The organism is Frankia sp. CoBUL1 (genome assembly GCF_978021245.1).
Genome location: NZ_CDXDOS010000043.1, coordinates 1 through 20,494 on the forward strand (window position 1 = coordinate 1; position 20,494 = coordinate 20,494).

The following is a 20,494-nucleotide window of genomic DNA, read 5'->3' on the forward strand; positions in this document are numbered from 1 at the left end:
TGACGACGGTCTCTGCGGTGGTCATCGCGTTCTCTCGTTCCCAGTCCGTGCTGCTTTGGGTGATGATGTTCGGGTGACGGTGTTCGGGTGATGATGCGTCCGTGTCGTCGGGACACCGGCGGTGACCGCGGACGAGCCACCGCGTTTCGGGTGACCTGTGGAGGGACTACCCCGCACGGGCGCTGATCCCACCTCGGGGGCGAATATGGGCCACCGGTGGGCGGTGGGGCCCGGCTTCGTGGTTTCTCCGTTGCGCTTCACGCTCCGGGCGAATGTTGCGGACCGACACCAGGCGGGTGAGCTGGCCTGATCCGGGCTGATCCAGGCTGATCGGGCGAAGATTGTACCCGCCGCTCACGATGGCGATCGGCCGCCGAGCCCCGGCGGCGGGCGTCCGGTGCCGCGAACTATCGCTCACGGTAGCGATAGGGTGTACGAAATCAACCCGTCCGTTCTTCGCCGCATCCTGGTTGGTGCGATTGACCTGTGCAAGGCCTACACTCGCCGGGAACGCTCGTGAAGAATTTCACGAGCACACAGGTGGAGGGCCCCCGGTGGGGCGCCCCCGGGACGAGTGGCCTAGCAGATCCGGAGCAATTCGTGACCATGGCGACGACAAGGGCTGATGGTGCGGCCGGCCGGTCGAAGGCCGACGCCGACGTCATCGTGGTCGGCGCGGGTCCGGGTGGCTCCTCGGCCGCCTACCATCTCGCCAGCGCCGGGCTCGACGTGCTCCTGCTGGAGAAGACGACCTTTCCCCGCGAGAAGGTCTGTGGCGACGGGCTGACCCCGCGGGCCGTCCGCAGCCTCGTGGACATGGGTGTCGACACCTCGCCCGTGGCCGGATGGGCCCGTAACCGGGGGCTTCGCATCATTGGCGGCGGCGTCCGCCTGGAGTTGCCCTGGCCGGAGCTGGCGAGCTGGCCCGACTACGGCCTGGTCCGTCCGCGGCTTGACTTCGACGACCTGCTGGCCCGCCACGCGGTGAAGGTTGGTGCCCGGCTGCACGAGGGGACCGCCGTGACCGGTCCGCTGCTCGACGAGCGCACCGGACGGGTCGTCGGCGTGCACGCCAGGACCGGCACTGACCGGGCACCTGTGACGTTCCGGGCGCCATTGGTCGTCGCGGCGGACGGTAACAGCGCCCGCATCGCGCTCGCCCTCGGTATCCGCCGCCGGGAGGACCGGCCGCTCGGGGTCGCGGTCCGCCGCTACTACCGCAGCCTCCGCACGCACGACGACTTCCTCGAGTCCCATCTGGAACTGTGGGAGGGCAAGCCGCGCGAGAGCCGGCTGCTGCCCGGCTACGGTTGGATCTTCGGGGTCGGTAACGGCACGAGCAACGTCGGCCTCGGCCTGCTGAACACCACGGACGCCTTCCAGAACACCGACTACCGGGACCTGTTGCGCCGCTGGCTCGCCGCATTGCCGCCGGAGTGGGGATACACCGAGGACAACGCCATCGGCCCGGTGCGTGGCAGCGCCCTGCCGATGGGCTTCAACCGGACCCCCCATTACCGCGACGGCGTGCTGCTGGTCGGTGACGCGGGCGGGATGGTGAATCCCTTCAACGGCGAGGGCATCGCCTACGCGCTCGAATCCGGTCGGTACGCCGCCGAGATCGCCGTGCAGGCCCTCGCCCGCCCGGATGGTCCGGCGCGGGAGCGGGCACTCGGCCAGTACCCGGAACTCATGCGGGCCCGGTACGGGGGCTATTACACCCTGGGCCGGTTCTTCGTCCAGCTTATCGGCAATCCGACGATTATGGCGTTCGGTACCCGCTACGGGTTGCCGAGACCGGTCCTCATGCGTTTCGTTCTCAAGATCATGGCAAATCTCACCGACCCCCGGGGAGGGGATGCGATGGACCGGCTGATCAACGCGATGACCCGGCTCGCTCCCGCGGCCTGACGTGTCCGAAATGGCCACTGGTTCCGCGGACCGAGTCCGGACCGTTCGCGGTCCGTTCACCGGCGAGCCGTTTCACCCCAACGTCCGGTAACAAACTCTCGAAGGAGAGGAGTTCGGCATGCTCTCGAACTATGTGCCGATCCTCGTTCTGCTCGTGATCGCGGCCCTGTTCGCGGTCGGTTCGGTCGCGGCCGGTGCGCTGATCGGCCCGCGCCGGTTCAACCGTGCGAAGATCGACGCATACGAGTGCGGGATCGAACCCTCCCCGGCCCCGGCCGGACCGCAGCGTTTCCCGGTGAAGTACTACAACACCGCGATGCTTTTCATCGTCTTCGACATCGAGATTATCTTCCTCTTCCCCTGGGCGGTCGCCTTCGACAGTCTGGCGGTATTCGGTCTCGGCGCGATGGCGTTGTTCATGGCGACCATTTTCGTCGCGTACGCCTACGAGTGGCGGCGTGGAGGTCTGGAATGGGACTAGAGGAGAAGCTGCCGGGCGGTGTGCTTCTCGCCAGCGTCGAGAAGCTCGCCAACTGGTCACGGCGCTCGTCGCTGTGGCCGGCGACCTTCGGGTTGGCCTGCTGCGCGATCGAGATGATGTCGACGGGAGCCGGCCGCTACGACCTGTCCCGATTCGGCATGGAGGTCTTCCGGGCCAGCCCGCGTCAGGCCGATCTCATGATCGTTGCCGGCCGGGTGAGTCAGAAGATGGCGCCGGTGCTGCGGCAGATCTACGACCAGATGCCCGAGCCCAAGTGGGTGCTGTCGATGGGTGTCTGCGCCAGCAGCGGCGGCATGTTCAACAACTACGCGATCGTGCAGGGCGTGGACCACATCGTCCCGGTCGACATGTACCTCCCCGGCTGCCCACCGCGGCCGGAGATGCTCATGGATGCCATCATCAAGCTGCACGAGAAGATCCTCGCCGGTCCGATCTCTGGCCGGATCGAGCACACGAAGATCGGCTCCTCGCCGTATCCGAAACCCATCGAGGTGGCCACGGCCCGGGCCGGTCTGCCGGAGGGCGCGTTCGACACCCGGACCCTCTCGGTGAACGACCGCAAGCGCTTCTCGATCCCGGCCGGGGCGCCGGCGCCGACGGGTAGCGGGGCGGTCGAACCCGCCCTGGACACTCGCCGCCCCGCGGCCCTCGCGCCGCCGTCGGTGTTCGGGCGCGCCAAGCGGATACCGGTCGACCCCAAGCCGAGTGACGAGGCCCGGGCGCATGGGCCCGGTCCGACCACCGAGAGCATCGGCGATGTCGACGGTCCGGATCGGGGGAGCTAGGCAGTGAGCGACGAGAGCACAGCCTCCGCCGACCTGGTACCGGGCGCCGCCGGCGTGCCCGGCGGCCCGGGTGGGCAGCGCCGTGACGCGTTCGGCGCCGGTGACAGCGGTGACACCTCCGGGTTCGGCGGGCTCGTGACGCCCGTTCCGGTCCTGAGCTCCACCGCCCGCCCGTTCGGTGACGCCGACGCCGACGCCGTCTACGACGCGCTCGAACGTGCCTTCCCCCAGCTCGGCGACGCCGTCGAACGGGTGGTGGTGGACCGCGGGGAGCTGACCGTCCACGTGCGCCGGGAGAGCCTCGTCGCCGTCGGGCAGACCCTGTGCGACGACCCCGACCTGCGGTTCGAGCTGCTGTCCTCGCTGTCCGGCGTGGACTACCCGGACGACGTCACCGGCCGTCGCCTGCACTCGGTGGCCCACCTGACCTCGATGACGCACCGTCGCCGGGTCCGGGTCGAGGTGTCCGTCACCGATGCCGATCCCACCGTGCCGAGCCTGACCTCGGTGTGGCCCACCGCGGACTGGCACGAGCGCGAGACCTACGACATGTTCGGCATCGTCTACACGGGTCATCCGGGCCTGACCCGGATCATGATGCCGGACGACTGGATCGGGCACCCGCAGCGCAAGGACTACCCGCTGGGGGGCATCCCCGTCGACTACAAGGGTGCCACGATCCCGCCGCCGGACGAGCGCCGGAGCTACTCGTGATCCCGCGTCCGGCCCCGGCCGGCCGGCGGCACCGCCAAGGCGATATCCCACGAGGCGACATCCCACGAGGCGACATCCGAGGTTCGCTATGACGACCAACACGTCGACTTCCTCCACCACGGACGATCTGACCACCGGGGCTCCCGACGGCACCGGGGCCCCCGACGGCGCGAACGGCGTCGGGGGCCCGACCGGGACTGTCGGCGGACCCGGGGAGCATCCGGCCTACGAGGCCGGCTTCACTGAGTCGGCGAACGGGCGGCTCTACACCGTCACCGGCAGCGACTGGGAGCAGATCCTCGGCGTCGGCGAGGAGGAGAACGAGCGGATCGTCGTCAACATGGGGCCGCAGCACCCGTCGACCCACGGGGTGCTCCGCCTGGTCCTGGAGATCGAGGGCGAGACGGTCACCGAGACCCGCCTCGTCATCGGCTACCTGCACACCGGCATCGAGAAGAGCTGTGAGTACCGCACCTGGACTCAGGCGGTCACCTTCCTCACCCGGGCGGACTACCTCTCGCCGCTGTTCAACGAGGCGGCCTACTGCCTGTCGGTGGAGAGGCTGCTGGGCATCACCGAGCAGGTACCCGAGCGGGCCACGGTGATCCGGGTGATGGTGATGGAGCTCCAGCGGATCGCCTCGCACCTGGTGTGGCTCGCGACCGGCGGCATGGAGCTCGGCGCCACCACCGCCATGATCTTCGGTTTCCGGGAGCGGGAGAAGGTCCTCGACCTGCTCGAGCTCATCACCGGGCTGCGGATGAACCACGCCTACATCCGGCCCGGGGGCCTCGCCCAGGATCTCCCCGACGGCGCCGAGCGGGCCATCCGGGCGTTCCTCGCCGACATGCCGAAGCGGATCAGGGAGTATCACGCGCTGCTCACCGGCCAGCCGGTCTGGAAGGCCCGGATGGTCGACGTCAACGTTCTCGACGCGGCCGGCTGCATCGCGCTGGGGACCACGGGCCCGGTGCTGCGCGCCGCGGGCCTGCCGTGGGACCTGCGCAAGACCATGCCCTACTGCGGCTACGAAACCTACGAGTTCGACGTGCCGACCGCGCTGGAGGGCGACTCCTTCGCCCGCTACCTGGTGCGGCTGGAGGAGATGGGCGAGTCACTCAAGATCGTTGAGCAGTGCCTGGACCGGCTGCGTCCCGGCCCGGTCATGGTCGCCGACAAGAAGATCGCCTGGCCGTCCCAGCTTTCTGTCGGGTCCGACGGGACGGGCAACTCACTCGCGTACATCCGGAAGATCATGGGGACCTCGATGGAGGCCCTGATCCATCACTTCAAGCTGGTGACCGAGGGATTCCGCGTCCCGGCCGGTCAGGTCTACACCCAGATCGAGTCGCCGCGCGGCGAGCTCGGCTACCACGTGGTCAGCGACGGCGGCACGAGACCCTTCCGCGTCCACGTGCGGGATCCAAGCTTCGTCAACCTGCAGGCCGTCCCGGCGCTGACCGAGGGCGGCCAGGTGGCGGACGTGATCGTCGGGGTCGCCTCAGTCGACCCGGTACTCGGGGGAGTTGATCGTTGATGGCGTTCTCGCCGGAGACCCATGCGGCCGCGCAGGAGATCATCGCCAGGTACCCAGCCGGCCGATCCCGTTCGGCCCTGCTCCCGCTGCTGCACCTGGTACAGGCCGAGCAGGGGTGCGTGACCGCGCAGGGCGTCGCGTTCTGCGCGGACGTGCTGGGCATCACCCGGGCCGAGGTCGGCGCGGTGGCGACCTTCTACACGATGTACAAGCGGCATCCGGTCGGGGACTACCTCGTCTCGGTCTGCACGAACCTGTCGTGCGCGCTGCTCGGTGGCGAGGACGTCTACGAGCGGGTCTCGAAGCTCCTCGGGGTCGGCCATGACGAGACGACGCCGGACGGGTCGATCACCCTCGAGCACGCCGAGTGCCTCGCGGCCTGCGACTACGCACCGGTCATGACGGTGAACTACGAGTTCTACGACCAGGTCGACCCCGACTCCGCCCAGGCGATCGTCGAGGACCTGCGAGCGGGGCGGCGGCCGGCGCCGACCCGCGGCGGTCCGCTGTGCTCGTTCGCCGAGGTCTCCCGCCAGCTCGCCGGGTTCGGCGATCCGAGACCGGAGGGCGTCGCGGGCCCGGGGATCGGCGAGCCGTCGGTCGTGGGTCTCCTCGTGGCCGAGGCTGCCGGCTGGAGCGCCGAGCAGGCGCCCGCGCCGCTGGTCACCCACGGCGTGGTGGCCGCCGCGGCGCCGCCGCGGCCCGCCCCACCGCCTGCTGCCCCACCGCCTGCTGCCCCACCGCCCGCCGGGCCGCCGCCCGCGGTGGTTCCAGCGCCGACGACCCCGGCCTCCTCGGAACGGAAGGGGAGCTGACAATGCCCGTCACCCCGGTCCTCACCCGGCGCTGGAACACGCCGGAGTCGTGGACGATCGAGACCTACGCCCGCCTCGACGGCTACACCGCGCTGCGCACCGCCTTCGCGATGGCCCCGGACGACCTCATCAAGCTGGTAAAGGACTCCGGGCTGCGGGGGCGCGGCGGCGCCGGCTTCCCCACCGGGATGAAGTGGGGCTTCATCCCGCAGGGCGACGGCAGGCCGCACTACCTCGTCATCAACGCCGACGAGGGGGAGCCGGGCACCTGCAAGGACGCGCCGCTGATGATGGCGGACCCGCACTCGCTCATCGAGGGGATCATCATCGCGGCCTACGCGGTGCGGGCCAGCCGGGCGTTCGTCTATCTGCGCGGCGAACTGATCCACGCGGCCCGTCGGCTGCAGGCCGCCGTGGCCGAGGCTTATCGGGCCGGCTACCTCGGCCGGGACATCCTCGGCAGCGGCTTCGACCTCGACCTCGTCGTGCACTCCGGCGCGGGCGCCTACATCTGCGGCGAGGAGACAGCCCTGCTCGACTCCCTGGAGGGCCGTCGCGGCCAGCCGCGGCTGCGCCCGCCGTTCCCCGCGACGCACGGCCTGTACGCCTCCCCGACGGTGGTCAACAACGTCGAGACGATCGCGTCGGTGCCGTACATCGTGAACTACGGCGTGGACTGGTTCCGGTCAATGGGCCGGGAGCGCTCGCCCGGGCCGAAGATCTACAGCCTGTCCGGGCACGTGACCCGGCCTGGCCAGTACGAGGCCCCGATGGGCACCACGCTGCGGGAGCTGCTCGACCTGGCCGGCGGCGTGCGGGGCGGTCGCGGGCTCAAGGCGTGGACCCCGGGCGGGTCGTCCACCCCGATGCTGACCGCCGAGCACCTCGACGCGCCGCTCGACTTCGAGGGCATGCAGGAGGCCGGGTCGCTGCTTGGCACGGCCGCACTCATGATCATGGATGACACGGTCGACATGCTCAAGGTCGTCCGCCGGCTCACCCAGTTCTACGCGCACGAGTCGTGCGGCAAGTGCACTCCGTGCCGCGAGGGCACCAGCTGGATGGTGCAGATCCTGTCCCGGATGGAACGGGGCCAAGGCGACGCCGAGGACGTGGACACCCTCGTCGACGCCTGCGACAACATCTTCGGCCGGGCATTCTGCGCGCTGGCCGACGGGGCCACCTCCCCGATCGTCTCGGGGATCAAGTACTTCCGGGACGAGTTCATCCCGGTGAGTGCGGTGACCACGAAGCCGAACCCCACCCCGGGAGACGCCACGGCCGGCGACGGCTCGCCCGCGTCCGCCCCGGGTGCCTACGCGGGAGCGCACTGACCATCATGACCGTCGCCCCATCCAGGCCTCGCGCCTCCGAGCCGGCCCAGCCGGCCGCACCCGACCTCATCACCCTCACCATCGACGGGCTGTCGGTGAGCGTGCCCAAGGGCACCCTCATCATCCGCGCGGCCGAGCTGCTCGGCATCGAGATCCCGCGGTTCTGCGACCATCCGCTCCTCGACCCAGTCGGAGCCTGCCGGCAGTGCATCGTCGAGGTGGAGGGCCAGCGCAAGCCGGTCGCCTCCTGCACCACGACGGTGGCCGCCGACATGGTCGTGAAGACCCAGCTGACCTCGCCGGTCGCCCGCAAGGCCCAGGCCGGCACGCTTGAGTTCCTGCTCCTCAACCATCCGCTCGACTGTCCGATCTGCGACAAGGGCGGCGAGTGCCCGCTGCAGAACCAGTCGATGGCGAACGGCGGCGCGGTCTCCCGGTTCAAGGAGACCAAGCGGGTGTACCCGAAGCCGCTGGCGATCTCCACCGAGATCCTGCTGGACCGGGAGCGCTGCGTGCTGTGTGCCCGCTGCACCCGGTTCTCCGCCCAGATCGCCGGGGACCCGTTCATCGAGCTGTTCGAGCGGGGCGCCGCCGAGCAGGTCGCGGTGAGCGACGGGCAGCCGTTCTCCTCCTACTTCTCCGGCAATACCGTGCAGATCTGCCCGGTGGGGGCGTTGACCAGCGCCGCCTACCGCTTCCGGGCCCGGCCCTTCGACCTGGTCTCCACGCCCACGGCGTGCGAGCACTGCGCGTCGGGCTGCTCCCTGCGCACCGACCACCGCCGGGGCAGGGTGACCCGTCGCCTCGCCGGCTACGACCCGGCGGTGAACGAGGAGTGGAACTGCGACAAGGGCCGGTTCGCCTTCACCTACGCGCGCGTGGCCGATCGGCTCACCACCCCGCTGATCCGCGACGACGACACCGGGCAGCTCGTCCCGGCCTCCTGGAGCGAGGCGCTCAAGTACGCCGCGCGGGGGCTGGCCGAGTGCCGGGACCGGCGCGGGGTCGGGGTGCTCACCGGCGGGCGGCTGACCCGCGAGGACGCCTACGCCTACGCGAAGTTCACCCGGGTGGCGCTGGCCAGCAACGACGTGGACTTCCGGGCTCGGCCGCACTCCGCCGAGGAGGAGCAGTTCCTTGGGTATGCCGTCGCCGGTACCGGCATCGGCGTCACCTACGCCGATCTCGAGGCGGCCCCGGCCGTGCTCCTGGTGGCCTTCGAACCGGAGGAGGAGTCGCCCATCGTCTTCCTGCGGCTGCGTAAGGCCGTGGACAAGCACGGCGCGGCCGTGCACGCGCTCGCCCCCCTGGCGAGCCGGGGGCTGACCAAGCTCGCCGGCACCCTCGTGCCGACGCGGCCGGGCGGGGAGGCGGCCGTCCTCGACGCGCTCGCCGCCCCCGACCGGGGCGGGCCGGAAGCACCGACCACGCAGGCCCTGCGGGCGCCGGGGGCGGTGATCCTGGTGGGCGAGCGGGCCGCGGAGTTCCCCGGGGCCCTGTCCGCGGCCGTCCGGCGGGCCGAGGCGACCGGTGCCTCGCTCGCCTGGGTTCCGCGGCGGGCCGGTGACCGCGGCGCGGTCTCGGCCGGGCTGCTTCCCTCGCTGCTGCCCGGCGGTCGCCCGGTCACGGATGCCGCCGGGCGCGCCGAGGTCGAGGAGGTCTGGGGGGGTCCGCTGCCCGGCGCGCCCGGCCGCGACACCGACGGCATGCTGGCTGCCGCCGCGGCCGGGCGGCTCGACGGGATGATCGTCGCCGGCGTCGACGCGGAGGACCTGCCGAATCCGGCGAGTGCGCTCGCGACGCTCGCCCGGATGCCGTTCTGCGTCTCGATCGAGCTGCGCCGGTCGTCGATCGCCGAGGTCGCGGACGTGGTGCTGCCCATCGCCCCGGTGGCGGAGAAGGCTGGCTCGTTCGTCGACTGGGAGGGCCGGCTGCGACCGTTCCAGCGGGCCCTGGACACCCCGGCCCTGCCAGACGTCCGGGTGTTGCACCTGCTTGCCGCCGAGATGGGCCTCGACCTCGGCCTGCCCGACGCCGGCGCGGCCGCCCGCGAGCTGCGCGCCCTGGGTCGGGCCGGCGACGGCGTGAGCCGGGTGCCCGCCCCGTCGGAGCCGATCGCCGAGCCGCCCGTCGCGGGGGTGGGTGAGGCGGTGCTCGCGACCTGGCACCAGCTCGTCGACGACGGCGCTCTGCAGGCCGACGAGCCCTACCTGGCGGGCACCGCGCGCCCGGCGGTGGCCCGCCTGTCCGCCGCGACCGCCGCCGAGATCGGCGCCGTGGCCGGGGGGCGGGTGACCATCACGGCCTCCCGCGGCTCGATCACCCTGCCCGTCGAGGTCACGGCGATGCCCGACCGGGTGGTCTGGGTGCCGACCCACTCGCCGGGCTCACACGTGCGCCGGGCGCTCGCCGGGGACGCCGGGGTCCTCGTCCGGGTGGGCCCCGCCGAGGACGATCCCCCTGCCGAGGACGGTACCCCCGCCGGGGACGACACTCCCGGAGGCCGCGCATGAGCGCCACCCCGTCCACGCTCGTCTGGGCCGCGGCCGCGGATCCGGACCTGCACGCGTTCGCCGACGACCCGTTCTGGCTGATCCTGCTCAAGGCCGTGGCGGTGTTCGCCTTCCTGCTGCTGATGACGCTGTTCGCGATCGTGTTCGAGCGCAAGGTCGTCGCGAAGATGCAGCAGCGGGTCGGCCCGAACCGCCACGGCCCGAGGGGCTGGCTGCAGAGCCTCGCCGACGGCGCCAAGCTGATGCTCAAGGAAGACCTCATCCCGGTACTCGCCGACAAGCCGATCTTCATCCTGGCGCCGATCGTCTCCGCGGTGCCGGCGTTCCTCGCCTTCGCGGTGATCCCCTTCGGCCCGGAGGTCTCGATCTTCGGGGAGCGGACCACGCTGCAACTGGCGGACCTGCCGGTGAGCGTGCTCTATCTGCTGGCGGCCGCCTCCCTCGGCGTCTACGGGCTCATCCTGTCGGGCTGGTCGAGCGGGTCCACCTACCCGCTGCTCGGCTCGCTGCGTTCGGCCGCGCAGATCATCTCCTACGAGGTCGCGATGGGGCTCGCGTTCGTCGCGGTGTTCATCTACGCCGGCACGCTGTCGACCTCCGGCATCGTGGCGGGCCAGTCGGGTCGCTGGTACATCGTGCTGGTGCCGTCGTTCGTCCTGTACTGCATCTCGATGGTCGGCGAGACGAACCGGACCCCCTTCGACCTTCCCGAGGCCGAGGGCGAACTGGTCGGCGGGTTCCACACCGAGTACAGCTCCATCAAGTTCGCGTTCTTCTTCCTGGCCGAGTACATCAACATGGTCACCGTCTCGGCGATCGCGACGACCTTGTTCCTCGGGGGCTGGCAGCCTCCGCCCATCCCCGGCCTGTCCGGTCTGAACTCCGGCTGGGTTCCGCTGATCTGGTTCGTCCTCAAGCTGCTGGCGTTCCTGTTCTTCTTCATCTGGCTGCGCGGGACGCTGCCGCGGCTGCGGTACGACCAGTTCATGAGCTTCGGCTGGAAGGTGCTCATCCCGGTCGGTCTGGTCTGGGTGCTGGCCGTCGCGACCTTCCGCGTCTACCAGAAGCACGTGGACGACCGCACGCCCTGGCTCGTCGGGTTCGGCGTGGTCGTCGGCATCCTGCTGATCGTCGCGCTCATCGATCCCGGCGGCGCGAGGCACCGACGGGAGCTGGAGGAGGCCGAGCAGCGCAAGCTGGCCGAGGCGCCGAGCCTCGACCGCATCCCGTGGCCCCCCCCACCGCAGGCCGCCGGACGGGGTCGTCCGGCGGTGTCCGCCGGTGCCTCGGCCAACGGGTCGTCCACTGTCATCCCCGCGGACCCCGGTCCGCGTCAGGAGCGTTGAGTCATGGGGATCCTCGACCCGTACAAGGGGTTCGGCGTCACCTTCGGGACGATGTTCAAGAAGCCGACGACCGAGCAGTACCCGGAGGAGAAAAAGGAGACCGCTCCGCGTTTCCACGGCCGTCACCAGCTCAACCGGCATCCCGACGGCCTGGAGAAGTGTGTCGGGTGCGAGCTGTGCGCCTGGGCGTGCCCGGCCGATGCGATCTATGTCGAGGGCGCGGACAACACCGAGGCCGAGCGGTACTCCCCGGGCGAGCGGTACGGCCGCGTCTACCAGATCAACTACTTGCGGTGCATCCTGTGCGGGCTGTGCATCGAGGCCTGCCCCACCCGGGCGCTGACGATGTCCAACGACTACGAGCTCGCCGACGACAGCCGACAGGATCTGATCTTCACCAAGGAACAGCTGCTCGCTCCGCTGCGCGAGGGTATGGAGGCGCCGCCGCATCCGATGCGGCTCGGCTCCAGCGAGACCGACTACTACACTCGCCACCCCGAAGCCCCGCTGCCCTGGCAGGTCTCGGGGCAAGAGCAGGCCTCGGGGCAGGCCGGGGAGCTGGAGGCAGCTGACGTCATCGCCCGGCGGACGGCGGGCGAGCACTCCCGGGCGGATGAGGTTCCCGCCCACGGCGCCGGTTCGGAGCGACCACGATGAACCACGAGATCCTCGCCGCGGCGGGGGACATCACCAGCACCTCCACCGGTGAGGCCGCGACCTTCTGGATTCTCTCCCCGGTCGCGGTGCTGGCCGCACTCGGCATGGTGATGGTCCGCAGCGCCGTGCACTCGGCGTTGCTGCTGGTGGCCAACCTGTTCTGCGTCGCGGTGTTCTACCTGATCCAGGAGGCACCGTTCCTCGGGTTTGTGCAGATCATCGTCTACGCGGGCGCGATCATGGTGTTGTTCCTGTTCGTGCTGATGCTCGTCGGGGTCGACTCGTCCGACTCGCTGGTGGAGACCATCCGTGGTCAGCGCCTCGGCGCGATCGTCTTCGGCCTCGGCTTCGCGGGCCTGCTGGCCTTCCCGATCGGTTCGGCGATCGACGGCGGGAGCGCCAAGGGCCTGTCCGAGGCGAACACCGGCGGCAACGTCCAGGCGATCGGTCGTCTGCTGTTCACCGACTACGTCTTCGTCTTCGAGGCGATCTCGGCGCTGCTCGTCGTCGCCGCGATCGGCACGATGGTCCTCGGCCACCGGGAACGTGAAGGCGGCCGGATCAGCCAGCGGGAGTGGATGCGGCGGCGCTTCACCGAGGGCCGTCAGGTCACCCCGTTGCCCGGGCCGGGCGTCTTCGCCCGGCATGACTCCGCCGACACGCCAGGGCTGTTGCCGGGCGGCGGGCGCGCCTCGGGCATCGGGGGCGTCCCCGGGACGCCCGACGAGCCGGGCGGCGGCATCTCCCGGGACGCGGACGGCTCGGCGCCCGTCGGCGCCGGTAAGGGGGACGGTCGATGAACCCCGCGAACTATCTGATCCTCTCCGCGCTACTGTTCACCATCGGCACGGTCGGGGTCCTCGTCCGGCGCAACGCGATCGTCGTGTTCATGTCGGTGGAGCTCATGCTCAACGCCGTGAACCTGACCTTGGTCACGTTCTCCCGCATTCACGGGACCCTCGACGGGCAGATCATGGCCTTCTTCGTCATGGTCGTCGCCGCGGCCGAGGTCGTCATCGGCCTGGCCATCATCCTCAGCATCTTCCGAACCCGTCGCTCGGCGTCGGTGGATGACGTGAACCTGCTGAAGTACTAGATCCCAGCCAAGCACGAGTACGAGCGCGAGCACCAGATCTTGACCAGCACTCCCACCGCGGACCGGGTCGGGTGGACTCCCCGGTCCGCCCCCGCCGCCGGAACGCGGCTGCGACCGGCCGTCGGCCACGGAAGAACGGACGACACTGCAGTGACGCATTATCGCCAATGGCATCCGCGGCGGAGTCGCGATGAACGCTGACCCGCTTCTGCTCGCTGCCGCCGAACATGGCGGCAGCAAGATCCATTATGCGGCCGCGTCGGGGGTCTTCTCGCTGACCTGGCTGCTCATCGCGCTTCCGTTGGCCGGAGCCGCGGTGCTGTTGCTCGGCGGCCGGCGGACCGACGGGTTCGGGCATCTGCTCGGCACACTGACCTCCGCCGCCAGCTTCGTGATCGGTCTGGTGCTGTTCGCCGGCCTGCTCGACCGCCCCGGTGACGATCGGGCGCTGTCCCAGCAGCTGTACTCCTGGATTCCGGTCAACGGTTTCCGGGTGGACGTCGGTCTGCTGGTCGACCAGCTCTCGGTCGTCTTCGTGCTGCTGATCACCGGGGTCGGGACGCTGATCCATATCTACTCGATCGGCTACATGGCGCATGACCCGGCCCGGCGGAAGTTCTTCGCCTACATGAATCTCTTCCTGGCGTCGATGCTGCTGCTCGTTCTGGGCGACAACTTCCTGTCGCTCTACGCCGGCTGGGAGCTGGTCGGGCTGTCGTCCTTCCTGCTCATCAAGTTCTGGGAGTACAAGCCGGCCGCCGCCACCGCGGCGAACAAGGCCTTCTACATGAACCGGGTCGGGGACGTCGGGCTGGCGCTCGCGATCATGTTCATGTTCGCCACCGTCGGGTCGACGAGCTACGCCGACGTGTTCGGCTCGGCCGCCGCGGGCGTCATCGGTTACGGCACGATCACCGCGATCGCGCTGCTGCTCCTGCTCGCTGCGTGCGGCAAGTCCGGCCAGTTCCCGTTGCAGGCCTGGCTGCCGGACGCCATGGAGGGCCCGACCCCGATCTCCGCGCTCATCCACGCGGCGACCATGGTCACCGCCGGGGTCTATCTCATCGTGCGGGCCGGGCCGATCTTCAACGAGACGCAGGCCGCCCGTACCGTCGTGGTGATCGTCGGGGCGGTCACGATCCTGATCGGCTGCGTCATCGGTTGTGCCTACGATGACATCAAGAAGGTGCTGGCCTACTCGACAGTCAGCCAGATCGGGTACATGTTCCTCGCGGTGGGGCTGGGACCGGCCGGCTACGCGATCGGCATCATGCACCTGCTCGCCCACGGCTTCTTCAAGGCCGGTCTGTTCCTCGGATCCGGCTCGGTGATCCACGCGATGAATGACGACCAGGACCTGCGTCACTACGGCGGGCTCTGGCGGCATATGAAGATCACCTGGGTGACCTTTGGTGTCGGCTACCTGGCGATCATCGGGTTCCCCGGGTTCTCCGGCTTCTTCACCAAGGACCGGATCATCGAGACCGCCTTCGACAAGGGCGGGACGTCGGGATACCTGCTCGGCTCGATCGCGCTGCTGGGCGCGGGCATCACCGCCTTCTACATGTCCCGCCTGTTTCTGATGACCTTCCACGGCAGGCCGCGCTGGACGACGGAGGGCGAGCACGCTCGGCATCCGCACGAGTCCCCGGGGTCGATGACCGGTCCGATGATCCTGCTGGCCGTCGGCTCGCTCCTCGCCGGTGGCCTGTTCGTCCTCGGCCATTCGCTGCAGGACTGGCTCGAACCGGTCGCCGGGGCGGGGGTCGAGGGTGTCCACACCTTCTCGCCGCTCGTCCTCACCCTGCTCACGCTGGTGGTCACCGCCGGCGGCTTTGCCGGGGCCTATGTGCGCTACCAGCTGCGCCCGGTCGAGGCGACGGCCCCGCCGGACTCCGAGGTCACCCTGGCCACCGTCGCCGCCCGTCACGACCTGTTCGCGAACACCTTCAACGAGACCGTCGCGATGCGGCCCGGCCAGTACCTGACCCGTTTCCTGGTCTGGCTGGACCTCGTCGGCGTCGACGGGCTCGTGCGGGGCAGCGCCGCCGCCATCGGCGGCCTGTCGGGGCGGATGCGCCGCCTCCAGACCGGCTTCGTCCGGTCCTACGCTCTGTCGATGTTGGGAGGTGCCGTCCTCGTGGTCGGCGCGCTGCTGCTGGTGAGGGCGGGCTGACATGCACACAGTCCCCTGGTTGACGATCATGCTGATCGTCCCGGCCGCGGGTGCGGTGGTTGTCGCCGCTCTGCCCCGCCGGCTGTCGACCCTCGCCAAGCAGCTCACCCTCGGGCTCTCGCTGGCGGTCCTGGTGCTCGCGGTCCTTGCGACCGCGGCCTACAACCCGGACAAGGCCGGCTTCCAGTTCGCCCAGTCCTACGACTGGATCAAAACCTTCGGCATCTCCTACTCGGTGGGGGCCGACGGCATCTCGCTGGTGCTGATCCTGCTTGCCGCGCTGCTGGTGCCGGTCGTGGTCCTGGCGTCCTGGGACGAGGCAGGCGCGGATGGGGGGACGACCGGCGCGGCGGACCCGACCGGCGCGGACGGCGTCGGGGCGGACGGCGTCGGCGCGGCCGCCGTCGGGGCGGACGGCGCCGGGATGCGGAGCAGGCGGTCGGTCCCGGCGTTCTTCGCGCTGCTGCTGGCGCTGGAGGCCGGGATGATCGGCGTGTTCGCCGCCACCGACGTCTTCCTGTTCTACGTCTTCTTCGAGGCGATGCTCATCCCGATGTACTTTCTCATCGGGAGCTACGGCCCGGTCCGGGAGCAGGCCCAGCGCTCCTACGCGGCGGTCAAGTTCCTGCTCTACAGCCTCTTTGGCGGCCTGCTGATGCTCGCTGCCGTGATCGGACTGTACGTCGTCTCCGCCGACAACCTCGGCAGCGGAACCTTCGACTTCGCCACCCTGCGGCAGATGGACATCACCCCCGGGGTGCAGAAGCTGCTGTTCCTCGGCTTCTTCCTGGCGTTCGCCATCAAGGCCCCCCTGTTCCCGTTCCACACCTGGCTGCCCGACGCCGGCGCGCAGTCGCCCACCGGCGGCGCGGTGCTGCTGGTCGGGGTACTGGACAAGGTGGGCACGTTCGGACTGATCCGGTACTGCATCCCGCTGTTCCCCGACGCGGCCGACTACTTCGCCCCGCTGGTGCTTGGTCTGGCGGTGATCGGCATCTTCTACGGCGCCCTGCTCGCCATCGGGCAGCGGGACATGAAACGGCTGGTCGCCTACACCTCGCTGGCCCACTTCGGCTTCATCGCGCTGGGCACCTTCGCCTTCACCTCCCAGGCGGGCAGCGGCGCGGTGCTTTACATGGTCAACCACGGCCTGTCCACCGGCCTGCTTTTCATGGTCGTGGGCTTCCTGGTGGCGCGCCGCGGCACTCGTGACGTCGGTGCTTACGGCGGCCTGGCCAGGGTGACGCCGGTGCTTGCCGGGGTGTTCCTCGTCGCCGGACTGTCGTCGTTGGCGTTGCCTGGAACGAACAGCTTCGTCAGCGAGTTCCTGGTGCTGGTGGGGACGTTCACCCGGAACAGGCCGCTGGCGATCGTCGCGACCACCGGCATCGTGCTGGCCGCGATCTACATCCTGTACCTCTACCAGCGGACGATGACCGGACCGGTGGTGCACGAGGAGAACAAGGTCCTGGTCGACCTCAGCCTGCGCGAGAAGCTCGTCGTCGCCCCGATGGTCGCGCTCATCGTCGCGCTCGGGGTCTACCCCAAGCCGCTGCTCGACATCATCACGCCGACGGTGACGGCGACCTACGCCGATATCGGCAAGTCTGACCCGGCTCCGACGCACTCGGTGGCCGCGGAGTCCGGAGGCCACTCGTGAGCGCCACACCCGACCTTCTCCTGGCGCAGGGATCGAACCCGATGATCACACCGCCGTCGATCGAGTACTCCTCGCTCAGCCCGATCCTGATCGTGTTCGGGGTCGCGCTCGTCGGGGTGCTCGTCGACGCCTTCGCCACGAAGCGGGCCCGGCGGACCTTCCAACCGATCCTGGCGGGTGCGGGCTTCGTCGCCGCGCTCGTGGCCGTGGCGGTGCTGCACGGCCGGCAGGCCATCCTCGCCTCCGGTGCGCTGGCGATCGACGCGCCGACCCTGTTCATGCAGGGCACGATCCTGGTCTTCGCCCTGCTGTCGGTGCTGCTGGTGGCCGAACGCCAGCTTGACTCGTCCGGCGGGGCGATCGTGGCCTCGGCCGCGATCACCCCGGGCTCGAAGGGATCGACGGCGCAGCAGACCTCGGCAGACGTGCAGACCGAGGCGTATCCGCTGATGGTCTTCTCGGTCACCGGGATGATGCTCTTCGTTGCCTCGAACAATCTGCTGGTGATGTTCGTGGCGCTGGAGATCCTCTCGTTGCCGCTGTACCTGCTGGCCGGGCTCGCCCGGCGCCGCCGGCTGCTGTCGCAGGAAGCGGCGATGAAGTACTTCCTGCTCGGGGCGTTCTCCTCGGCCTTCTTCCTCTACGGCGTCGCGTTCGCCTACGGATTTGCCGGCAGCGTGGAGCTCGGGGCGGTCGCGGACGCGGTCAGCAACGCCGGTGCGAACGACACCTACCTCTATCTGTCGCTCGCGCTGCTGGCGGTGGGGCTGTTCTTCAAGATCGGCGCCGTGCCGTTCCACTCCTGGACGCCGGACGTCTACCAGGGCTCGCCGACGCCGGTTACCGCGTTCATGGCGGCGGGGACGAAGGTCGCCGCGTTCGGTGCCCTGTTGCGGGTCTTCTACGTAGCCTTCGGAGGGCTGCGCTGGGACTGGCGACCAATCCTGTGGACGATCGCCATCCTCACCATGGTGGTCGGCGCGGTGCTCGCCCTGACCCAGCGCGACATCAAGCGTATGCTGGCCTACTCGGCGATCGCGCACGCCGGGTTCCTGCTGGTGGGCCTCGCCGGCACCAACACCGACGGCCTGCGCGGCTCGATGTTCTACCTGGTGACCTACGGTTTCACGACGATCGCCGCCTTCGCCGTGGTCTCCCTGGTCCGTACCGGCGACGGCGAGGCCGGTGACCTGTCCCAGTGGCGGGGGCTCGGCAGGACCTCGCCCCTGCTGGCCGGGACGTTCTCGTTCCTGCTGCTCGCGCTCGCGGGGATCCCGCTGACGAGCGGGTTCACCGGGAAGTTCGCGGTGTTCCAGGCCGCGATCGCCGGGGACGCCACCCCGCTGGTAGTCGTTGCACTGGTGTGCAGCGCCATCGCCGCCTTCTTCTACGTGCGGGTCATCGTGCTGATGTTCTTCTCCGAGCCGCTTGCCGAGGGGCCGGTGGTGGTGACCCGCCCGACGCTGACCTTCGTCGCGGTCGCCATCGGTACCGTGGCTACTCTTGTACTGGGAGTAGCGCCACAGCCACTCCTGGACCTCGCGACGACCGCCGCGACGTCCGGCTTCGTACGCTGACGGTGGTATGAGCGCTATCGGGCTGGACGTCGTGGGGATCAGGACCGATCCTGATCTGGAAAAGGCCGTGCGGGTGGGTCTCGCCCGGGTGGAGGATCTGCTGCGCGAGTCGGTGCGCAGCGAATCCGCCTTCGTGACCGAGACCTCCCGCTATCTTGTCGACGCGGGGGGGAAACGTTTCCGTCCGATCGTCGTGCTGCTGGCGGCGCAGTTCGCCGATCCCGAGGCCGTCGGCGTGGTGCCGGCGGCGGTGGCGATCGAACTCACCCATCTGTCGACGCTGTACCACGACGACGTGATGGACGAGGCGCCGCGGCGGCGGGGAGCGGCCTCCGCGAACACGCGGTGGACGAACACGGTCGCCATCCTCACCGGGGACTACCTGTTCGCCCGCGCTTCCGACATCACGGCGGACCTCGGCCCGGAGGCGACCCGCATCCTCGCCCGGACGATCGCGACCCTGTGCGAGGGGCAGATCCGGGAGACCGTGGGCCCGGCGCCCGGGCAGGACCCGGTCGAGCACTATCTGCGGGTCATCACGGACAAGACCGCCTCGCTGATCGCGACCTCGGGTCGGCTCGGTGCCATGCTGGCGGGCGCCGACCCGATCACCGTCGACACCCTCGCGACCTTCGGGGAGCTTTTCGGGGTGGCTTTCCAGCTGTCCGACGACATCATCGACGTTGTCTCGGACCCGGTGGACTCCGGCAAGACGCCCGGCACGGATCTGCGGGAGGGAATCCCGACCCTGCCGGTGCTCTACGCGCTGCAGGCCGACGACCGGGCGGCGGGACGGCTCCGGGAGCTCATCACCACCGGATTCGCCCCCGGCGACGGGAACACGGAGGACCGGGTGGGCGAGGCTCTCGATCTGCTACGCGGCCACGTGGGCATGGCCCGGGCCCGGGCGGAACTTATCTCCTGGTCGAGCCGGGCGCGGGAATGCCTCGCGTCGTTGCCGGACAATCCGGCGAAGACCGCCTTGGAGTCCCTCGCGGACTTCGTGGTTGACCGCACCGGCTGAGCGTGGCGCGGGGAGCGCCCGGAAATCCGGCGACCTGGCCGGATCTGGTGAGATCTGGCCAGGTCGCCAGGTCCTCCTGGGTCAGTGTCCCGCCGCGACCGCCGCCGTGGCGGTGGTTGCGGACTGCGTACAGGTGTATGTGGTTCCGGCTGGGTCGGCGTGGCCCTTCGTGGCACCGGTCTGCGTATCGAAAAATGTCCCGAGCAGCGGAGTGACGTCGATCGGCGTTGGATGGAACGGCAGGGAGCCACCGGCCGAAGTCGGCGTCGGGCTCGTCGAGGGGGTCGGGTCGCCCCACGGCCACGAGTCGATCGGCGACGGCGATGTCGTGGCCGTGCCGGCGCTCTCCGTCGGGCTGGGCGCGATGGTACGCAGGTCGGTGGGGCTCGTGCTGGGTGAGCTGAGCTCGTCCCGCGGCGTCAGTGGCACGATTGGGATCGGCGAGGTGCCGGGGCCCAGGTAGGCCTCGCCGGTGGCGTGGGAGGAACCTGACCGCCCGGACGGACTACCAGGGTGGGCGCCCAGGCCGGCCTGGCTCGTGCTCGGCGCCAGCAGCGCCTGGGACGGAGTGGGCAAGGCGGCCTGCGGACGGTCGCGGGAGGCCTGCGTCTGGGAGGAACCGAAGGCGGCCCCACCCGTGTACTGGACCCGAGGCGCCTCGCCGGCGTTCGGGCCGGTCGTGGCGCCCGTCGGATCGCCGCCCAGGGCTACGCCGGCGACCAGCGCGGACAGCCCGGCGAGCAAGACGGTTCCCGCCGCGGCGAGCCGCACCCGCCCGCTGCTTCGCCTATCGGCTGGTGCCCGGTGCGCGCCGGGCATCCGGCCGATAGGCGAAGCAGCGGGCGGG

The 20,494-nt window shown here is 70.1% G+C and carries 16 protein-coding genes and 1 pseudogene; 16 read left to right on the forward strand and 1 reads right to left on the reverse strand.

Annotation, left to right across the window (positions count from 1 at the left end; genetic code table 11):
- The first annotated feature begins 606 nt into the window (after window positions 1-606).
- From AC08OX_RS05945 to AC08OX_RS06020, 16 genes are all read left to right on the forward strand, one after another.
- Window positions 607-1,911, forward strand: coding sequence for a geranylgeranyl reductase family protein (locus tag AC08OX_RS05945; RefSeq protein WP_476606903.1), 1,305 nt, complete (start codon window positions 607-609; stop codon window positions 1,909-1,911).
- Window positions 1,912-2,029: 118 nt separating this feature from the next.
- Entirely contained in the window at window positions 2,030-2,392 is a 363-nt protein-coding gene (locus AC08OX_RS05950; protein WP_011434998.1) for an NADH-quinone oxidoreductase subunit A, read from the forward strand.
- Window positions 2,383-3,198 (forward strand): NuoB/complex I 20 kDa subunit family protein, encoded by an 816-nt coding sequence (locus tag AC08OX_RS05955; protein WP_476606891.1) that lies wholly within the window; start codon window positions 2,383-2,385, stop codon window positions 3,196-3,198. Before AC08OX_RS05950 ends, AC08OX_RS05955 begins: the two co-directional genes overlap by 10 nt.
- A gap of 3 nt (window positions 3,199-3,201) precedes the next feature.
- Entirely contained in the window at window positions 3,202-3,912 is a 711-nt protein-coding gene (locus AC08OX_RS05960) for an NADH-quinone oxidoreductase subunit C (protein WP_476606892.1), read from the forward strand.
- 88 nt (window positions 3,913-4,000) lie between these two features.
- The gene (locus AC08OX_RS05965) at window positions 4,001-5,449 is read left to right on the forward strand and encodes an NADH-quinone oxidoreductase subunit D (protein WP_476606893.1); all 1,449 of its coding nucleotides are present in this window, start codon (window positions 4,001-4,003) and stop codon (window positions 5,447-5,449) included.
- Window positions 5,449-6,264 (forward strand): NADH-quinone oxidoreductase subunit NuoE, encoded by an 816-nt coding sequence (gene nuoE / locus AC08OX_RS05970; RefSeq protein WP_476606894.1) that lies wholly within the window; start codon window positions 5,449-5,451, stop codon window positions 6,262-6,264. The genes AC08OX_RS05965 and nuoE overlap by 1 nt, the downstream gene beginning before the upstream one ends.
- 2 nt (window positions 6,265-6,266) lie before the next feature.
- Window positions 6,267-7,598 (forward strand): NADH-quinone oxidoreductase subunit NuoF, encoded by a 1,332-nt coding sequence (gene nuoF, locus AC08OX_RS05975; RefSeq protein WP_476606895.1) that lies wholly within the window; start codon window positions 6,267-6,269, stop codon window positions 7,596-7,598.
- A 5-nt stretch (window positions 7,599-7,603) separates the two neighbouring features.
- Window positions 7,604-10,111: an NADH-quinone oxidoreductase subunit G gene (locus AC08OX_RS05980; protein WP_476606896.1), complete on the forward strand. Its 2,508-nt coding sequence runs from the start codon at window positions 7,604-7,606 to the stop codon at window positions 10,109-10,111.
- Entirely contained in the window at window positions 10,108-11,457 is a 1,350-nt protein-coding gene (gene nuoH, locus AC08OX_RS05985; RefSeq protein WP_476606897.1) for an NADH-quinone oxidoreductase subunit NuoH, read from the forward strand. Before AC08OX_RS05980 ends, nuoH begins: the two co-directional genes overlap by 4 nt.
- Window positions 11,458-11,460: 3 nt before the next feature.
- Window positions 11,461-12,114, forward strand: coding sequence for an NADH-quinone oxidoreductase subunit NuoI (nuoI, locus tag AC08OX_RS05990; protein WP_476606898.1), 654 nt, complete (start codon window positions 11,461-11,463; stop codon window positions 12,112-12,114).
- Complete coding sequence (locus AC08OX_RS05995; protein WP_476606899.1) at window positions 12,111-12,914, forward strand: NADH-quinone oxidoreductase subunit J; 804 nt, start codon at window positions 12,111-12,113, stop codon at window positions 12,912-12,914. Before nuoI ends, AC08OX_RS05995 begins: the two co-directional genes overlap by 4 nt.
- Complete coding sequence (gene nuoK / locus AC08OX_RS06000) at window positions 12,911-13,210, forward strand: NADH-quinone oxidoreductase subunit NuoK (RefSeq protein ID WP_011435008.1); 300 nt, start codon at window positions 12,911-12,913, stop codon at window positions 13,208-13,210. Before AC08OX_RS05995 ends, nuoK begins: the two co-directional genes overlap by 4 nt.
- 190 nt (window positions 13,211-13,400) lie before the next feature.
- Window positions 13,401-15,386, forward strand: a complete 1,986-nt coding sequence (nuoL, locus tag AC08OX_RS06005; protein WP_476606900.1) for an NADH-quinone oxidoreductase subunit L — start codon at window positions 13,401-13,403, stop codon at window positions 15,384-15,386.
- A 1-nt stretch (window position 15,387) separates the two neighbouring features.
- Window positions 15,388-17,046 (forward strand): NADH-quinone oxidoreductase subunit M, encoded by a 1,659-nt coding sequence (locus tag AC08OX_RS06010; protein ID WP_476606901.1) that lies wholly within the window; start codon window positions 15,388-15,390, stop codon window positions 17,044-17,046.
- Between the two features lie 41 nt (window positions 17,047-17,087).
- A complete protein-coding gene (nuoN, locus tag AC08OX_RS06015; protein ID WP_476606904.1) occupies window positions 17,088-18,623 on the forward strand; it encodes an NADH-quinone oxidoreductase subunit NuoN in 1,536 nt (511 codons plus the stop codon).
- Window positions 18,624-18,630: 7 nt separating this feature from the next.
- Window positions 18,631-19,647, forward strand: a complete 1,017-nt coding sequence (locus AC08OX_RS06020; protein WP_476606902.1) for a polyprenyl synthetase family protein — start codon at window positions 18,631-18,633, stop codon at window positions 19,645-19,647.
- Between the two features lie 81 nt (window positions 19,648-19,728).
- On the opposite strand, the pseudogene AC08OX_RS06025 reads toward AC08OX_RS06020, so the two are convergent.
- A pseudogene (locus tag AC08OX_RS06025) lies at window positions 19,729-20,494 on the reverse strand (hypothetical protein); the annotation flags it as partial.

Bases quoted from the DNA above. Each gene is read 5' to 3' on its own strand.
- nuoL (WP_476606900.1), top strand. From the start codon at position 13,401: ATGAACGCTGACCCGCTTCTGCTCGCTGCCGCCGAACATGGCGGCAGC.
- AC08OX_RS05965 (WP_476606893.1), top strand. From the start codon at position 4,001: ATGACGACCAACACGTCGACTTCCTCCACCACGGACGATCTGACCACC.
- AC08OX_RS05995 (WP_476606899.1), top strand. From the start codon at position 12,111: ATGAACCACGAGATCCTCGCCGCGGCGGGGGACATCACCAGCACCTCC.
- AC08OX_RS05955 (WP_476606891.1), top strand. From the start codon at position 2,383: ATGGGACTAGAGGAGAAGCTGCCGGGCGGTGTGCTTCTCGCCAGCGTC.
- nuoN (WP_476606904.1), top strand. From the start codon at position 17,088: ATGATCACACCGCCGTCGATCGAGTACTCCTCGCTCAGCCCGATCCTG.
- AC08OX_RS06020 (WP_476606902.1), top strand. From the start codon at position 18,631: ATGAGCGCTATCGGGCTGGACGTCGTGGGGATCAGGACCGATCCTGAT.
- AC08OX_RS05950 (WP_011434998.1), top strand. From the start codon at position 2,030: ATGCTCTCGAACTATGTGCCGATCCTCGTTCTGCTCGTGATCGCGGCC.
- nuoH (WP_476606897.1), top strand. From the start codon at position 10,108: ATGAGCGCCACCCCGTCCACGCTCGTCTGGGCCGCGGCCGCGGATCCG.
- AC08OX_RS06010 (WP_476606901.1), top strand. From the start codon at position 15,388: ATGCACACAGTCCCCTGGTTGACGATCATGCTGATCGTCCCGGCCGCG.
- AC08OX_RS05980 (WP_476606896.1), top strand. From the start codon at position 7,604: ATGACCGTCGCCCCATCCAGGCCTCGCGCCTCCGAGCCGGCCCAGCCG.
- nuoE (WP_476606894.1), top strand. From the start codon at position 5,449: ATGGCGTTCTCGCCGGAGACCCATGCGGCCGCGCAGGAGATCATCGCC.
- nuoF (WP_476606895.1), top strand. From the start codon at position 6,267: ATGCCCGTCACCCCGGTCCTCACCCGGCGCTGGAACACGCCGGAGTCG.
- nuoK (WP_011435008.1), top strand. From the start codon at position 12,911: ATGAACCCCGCGAACTATCTGATCCTCTCCGCGCTACTGTTCACCATC.
- nuoI (WP_476606898.1), top strand. From the start codon at position 11,461: ATGGGGATCCTCGACCCGTACAAGGGGTTCGGCGTCACCTTCGGGACG.
- AC08OX_RS05945 (WP_476606903.1), top strand. From the start codon at position 607: ATGGCGACGACAAGGGCTGATGGTGCGGCCGGCCGGTCGAAGGCCGAC.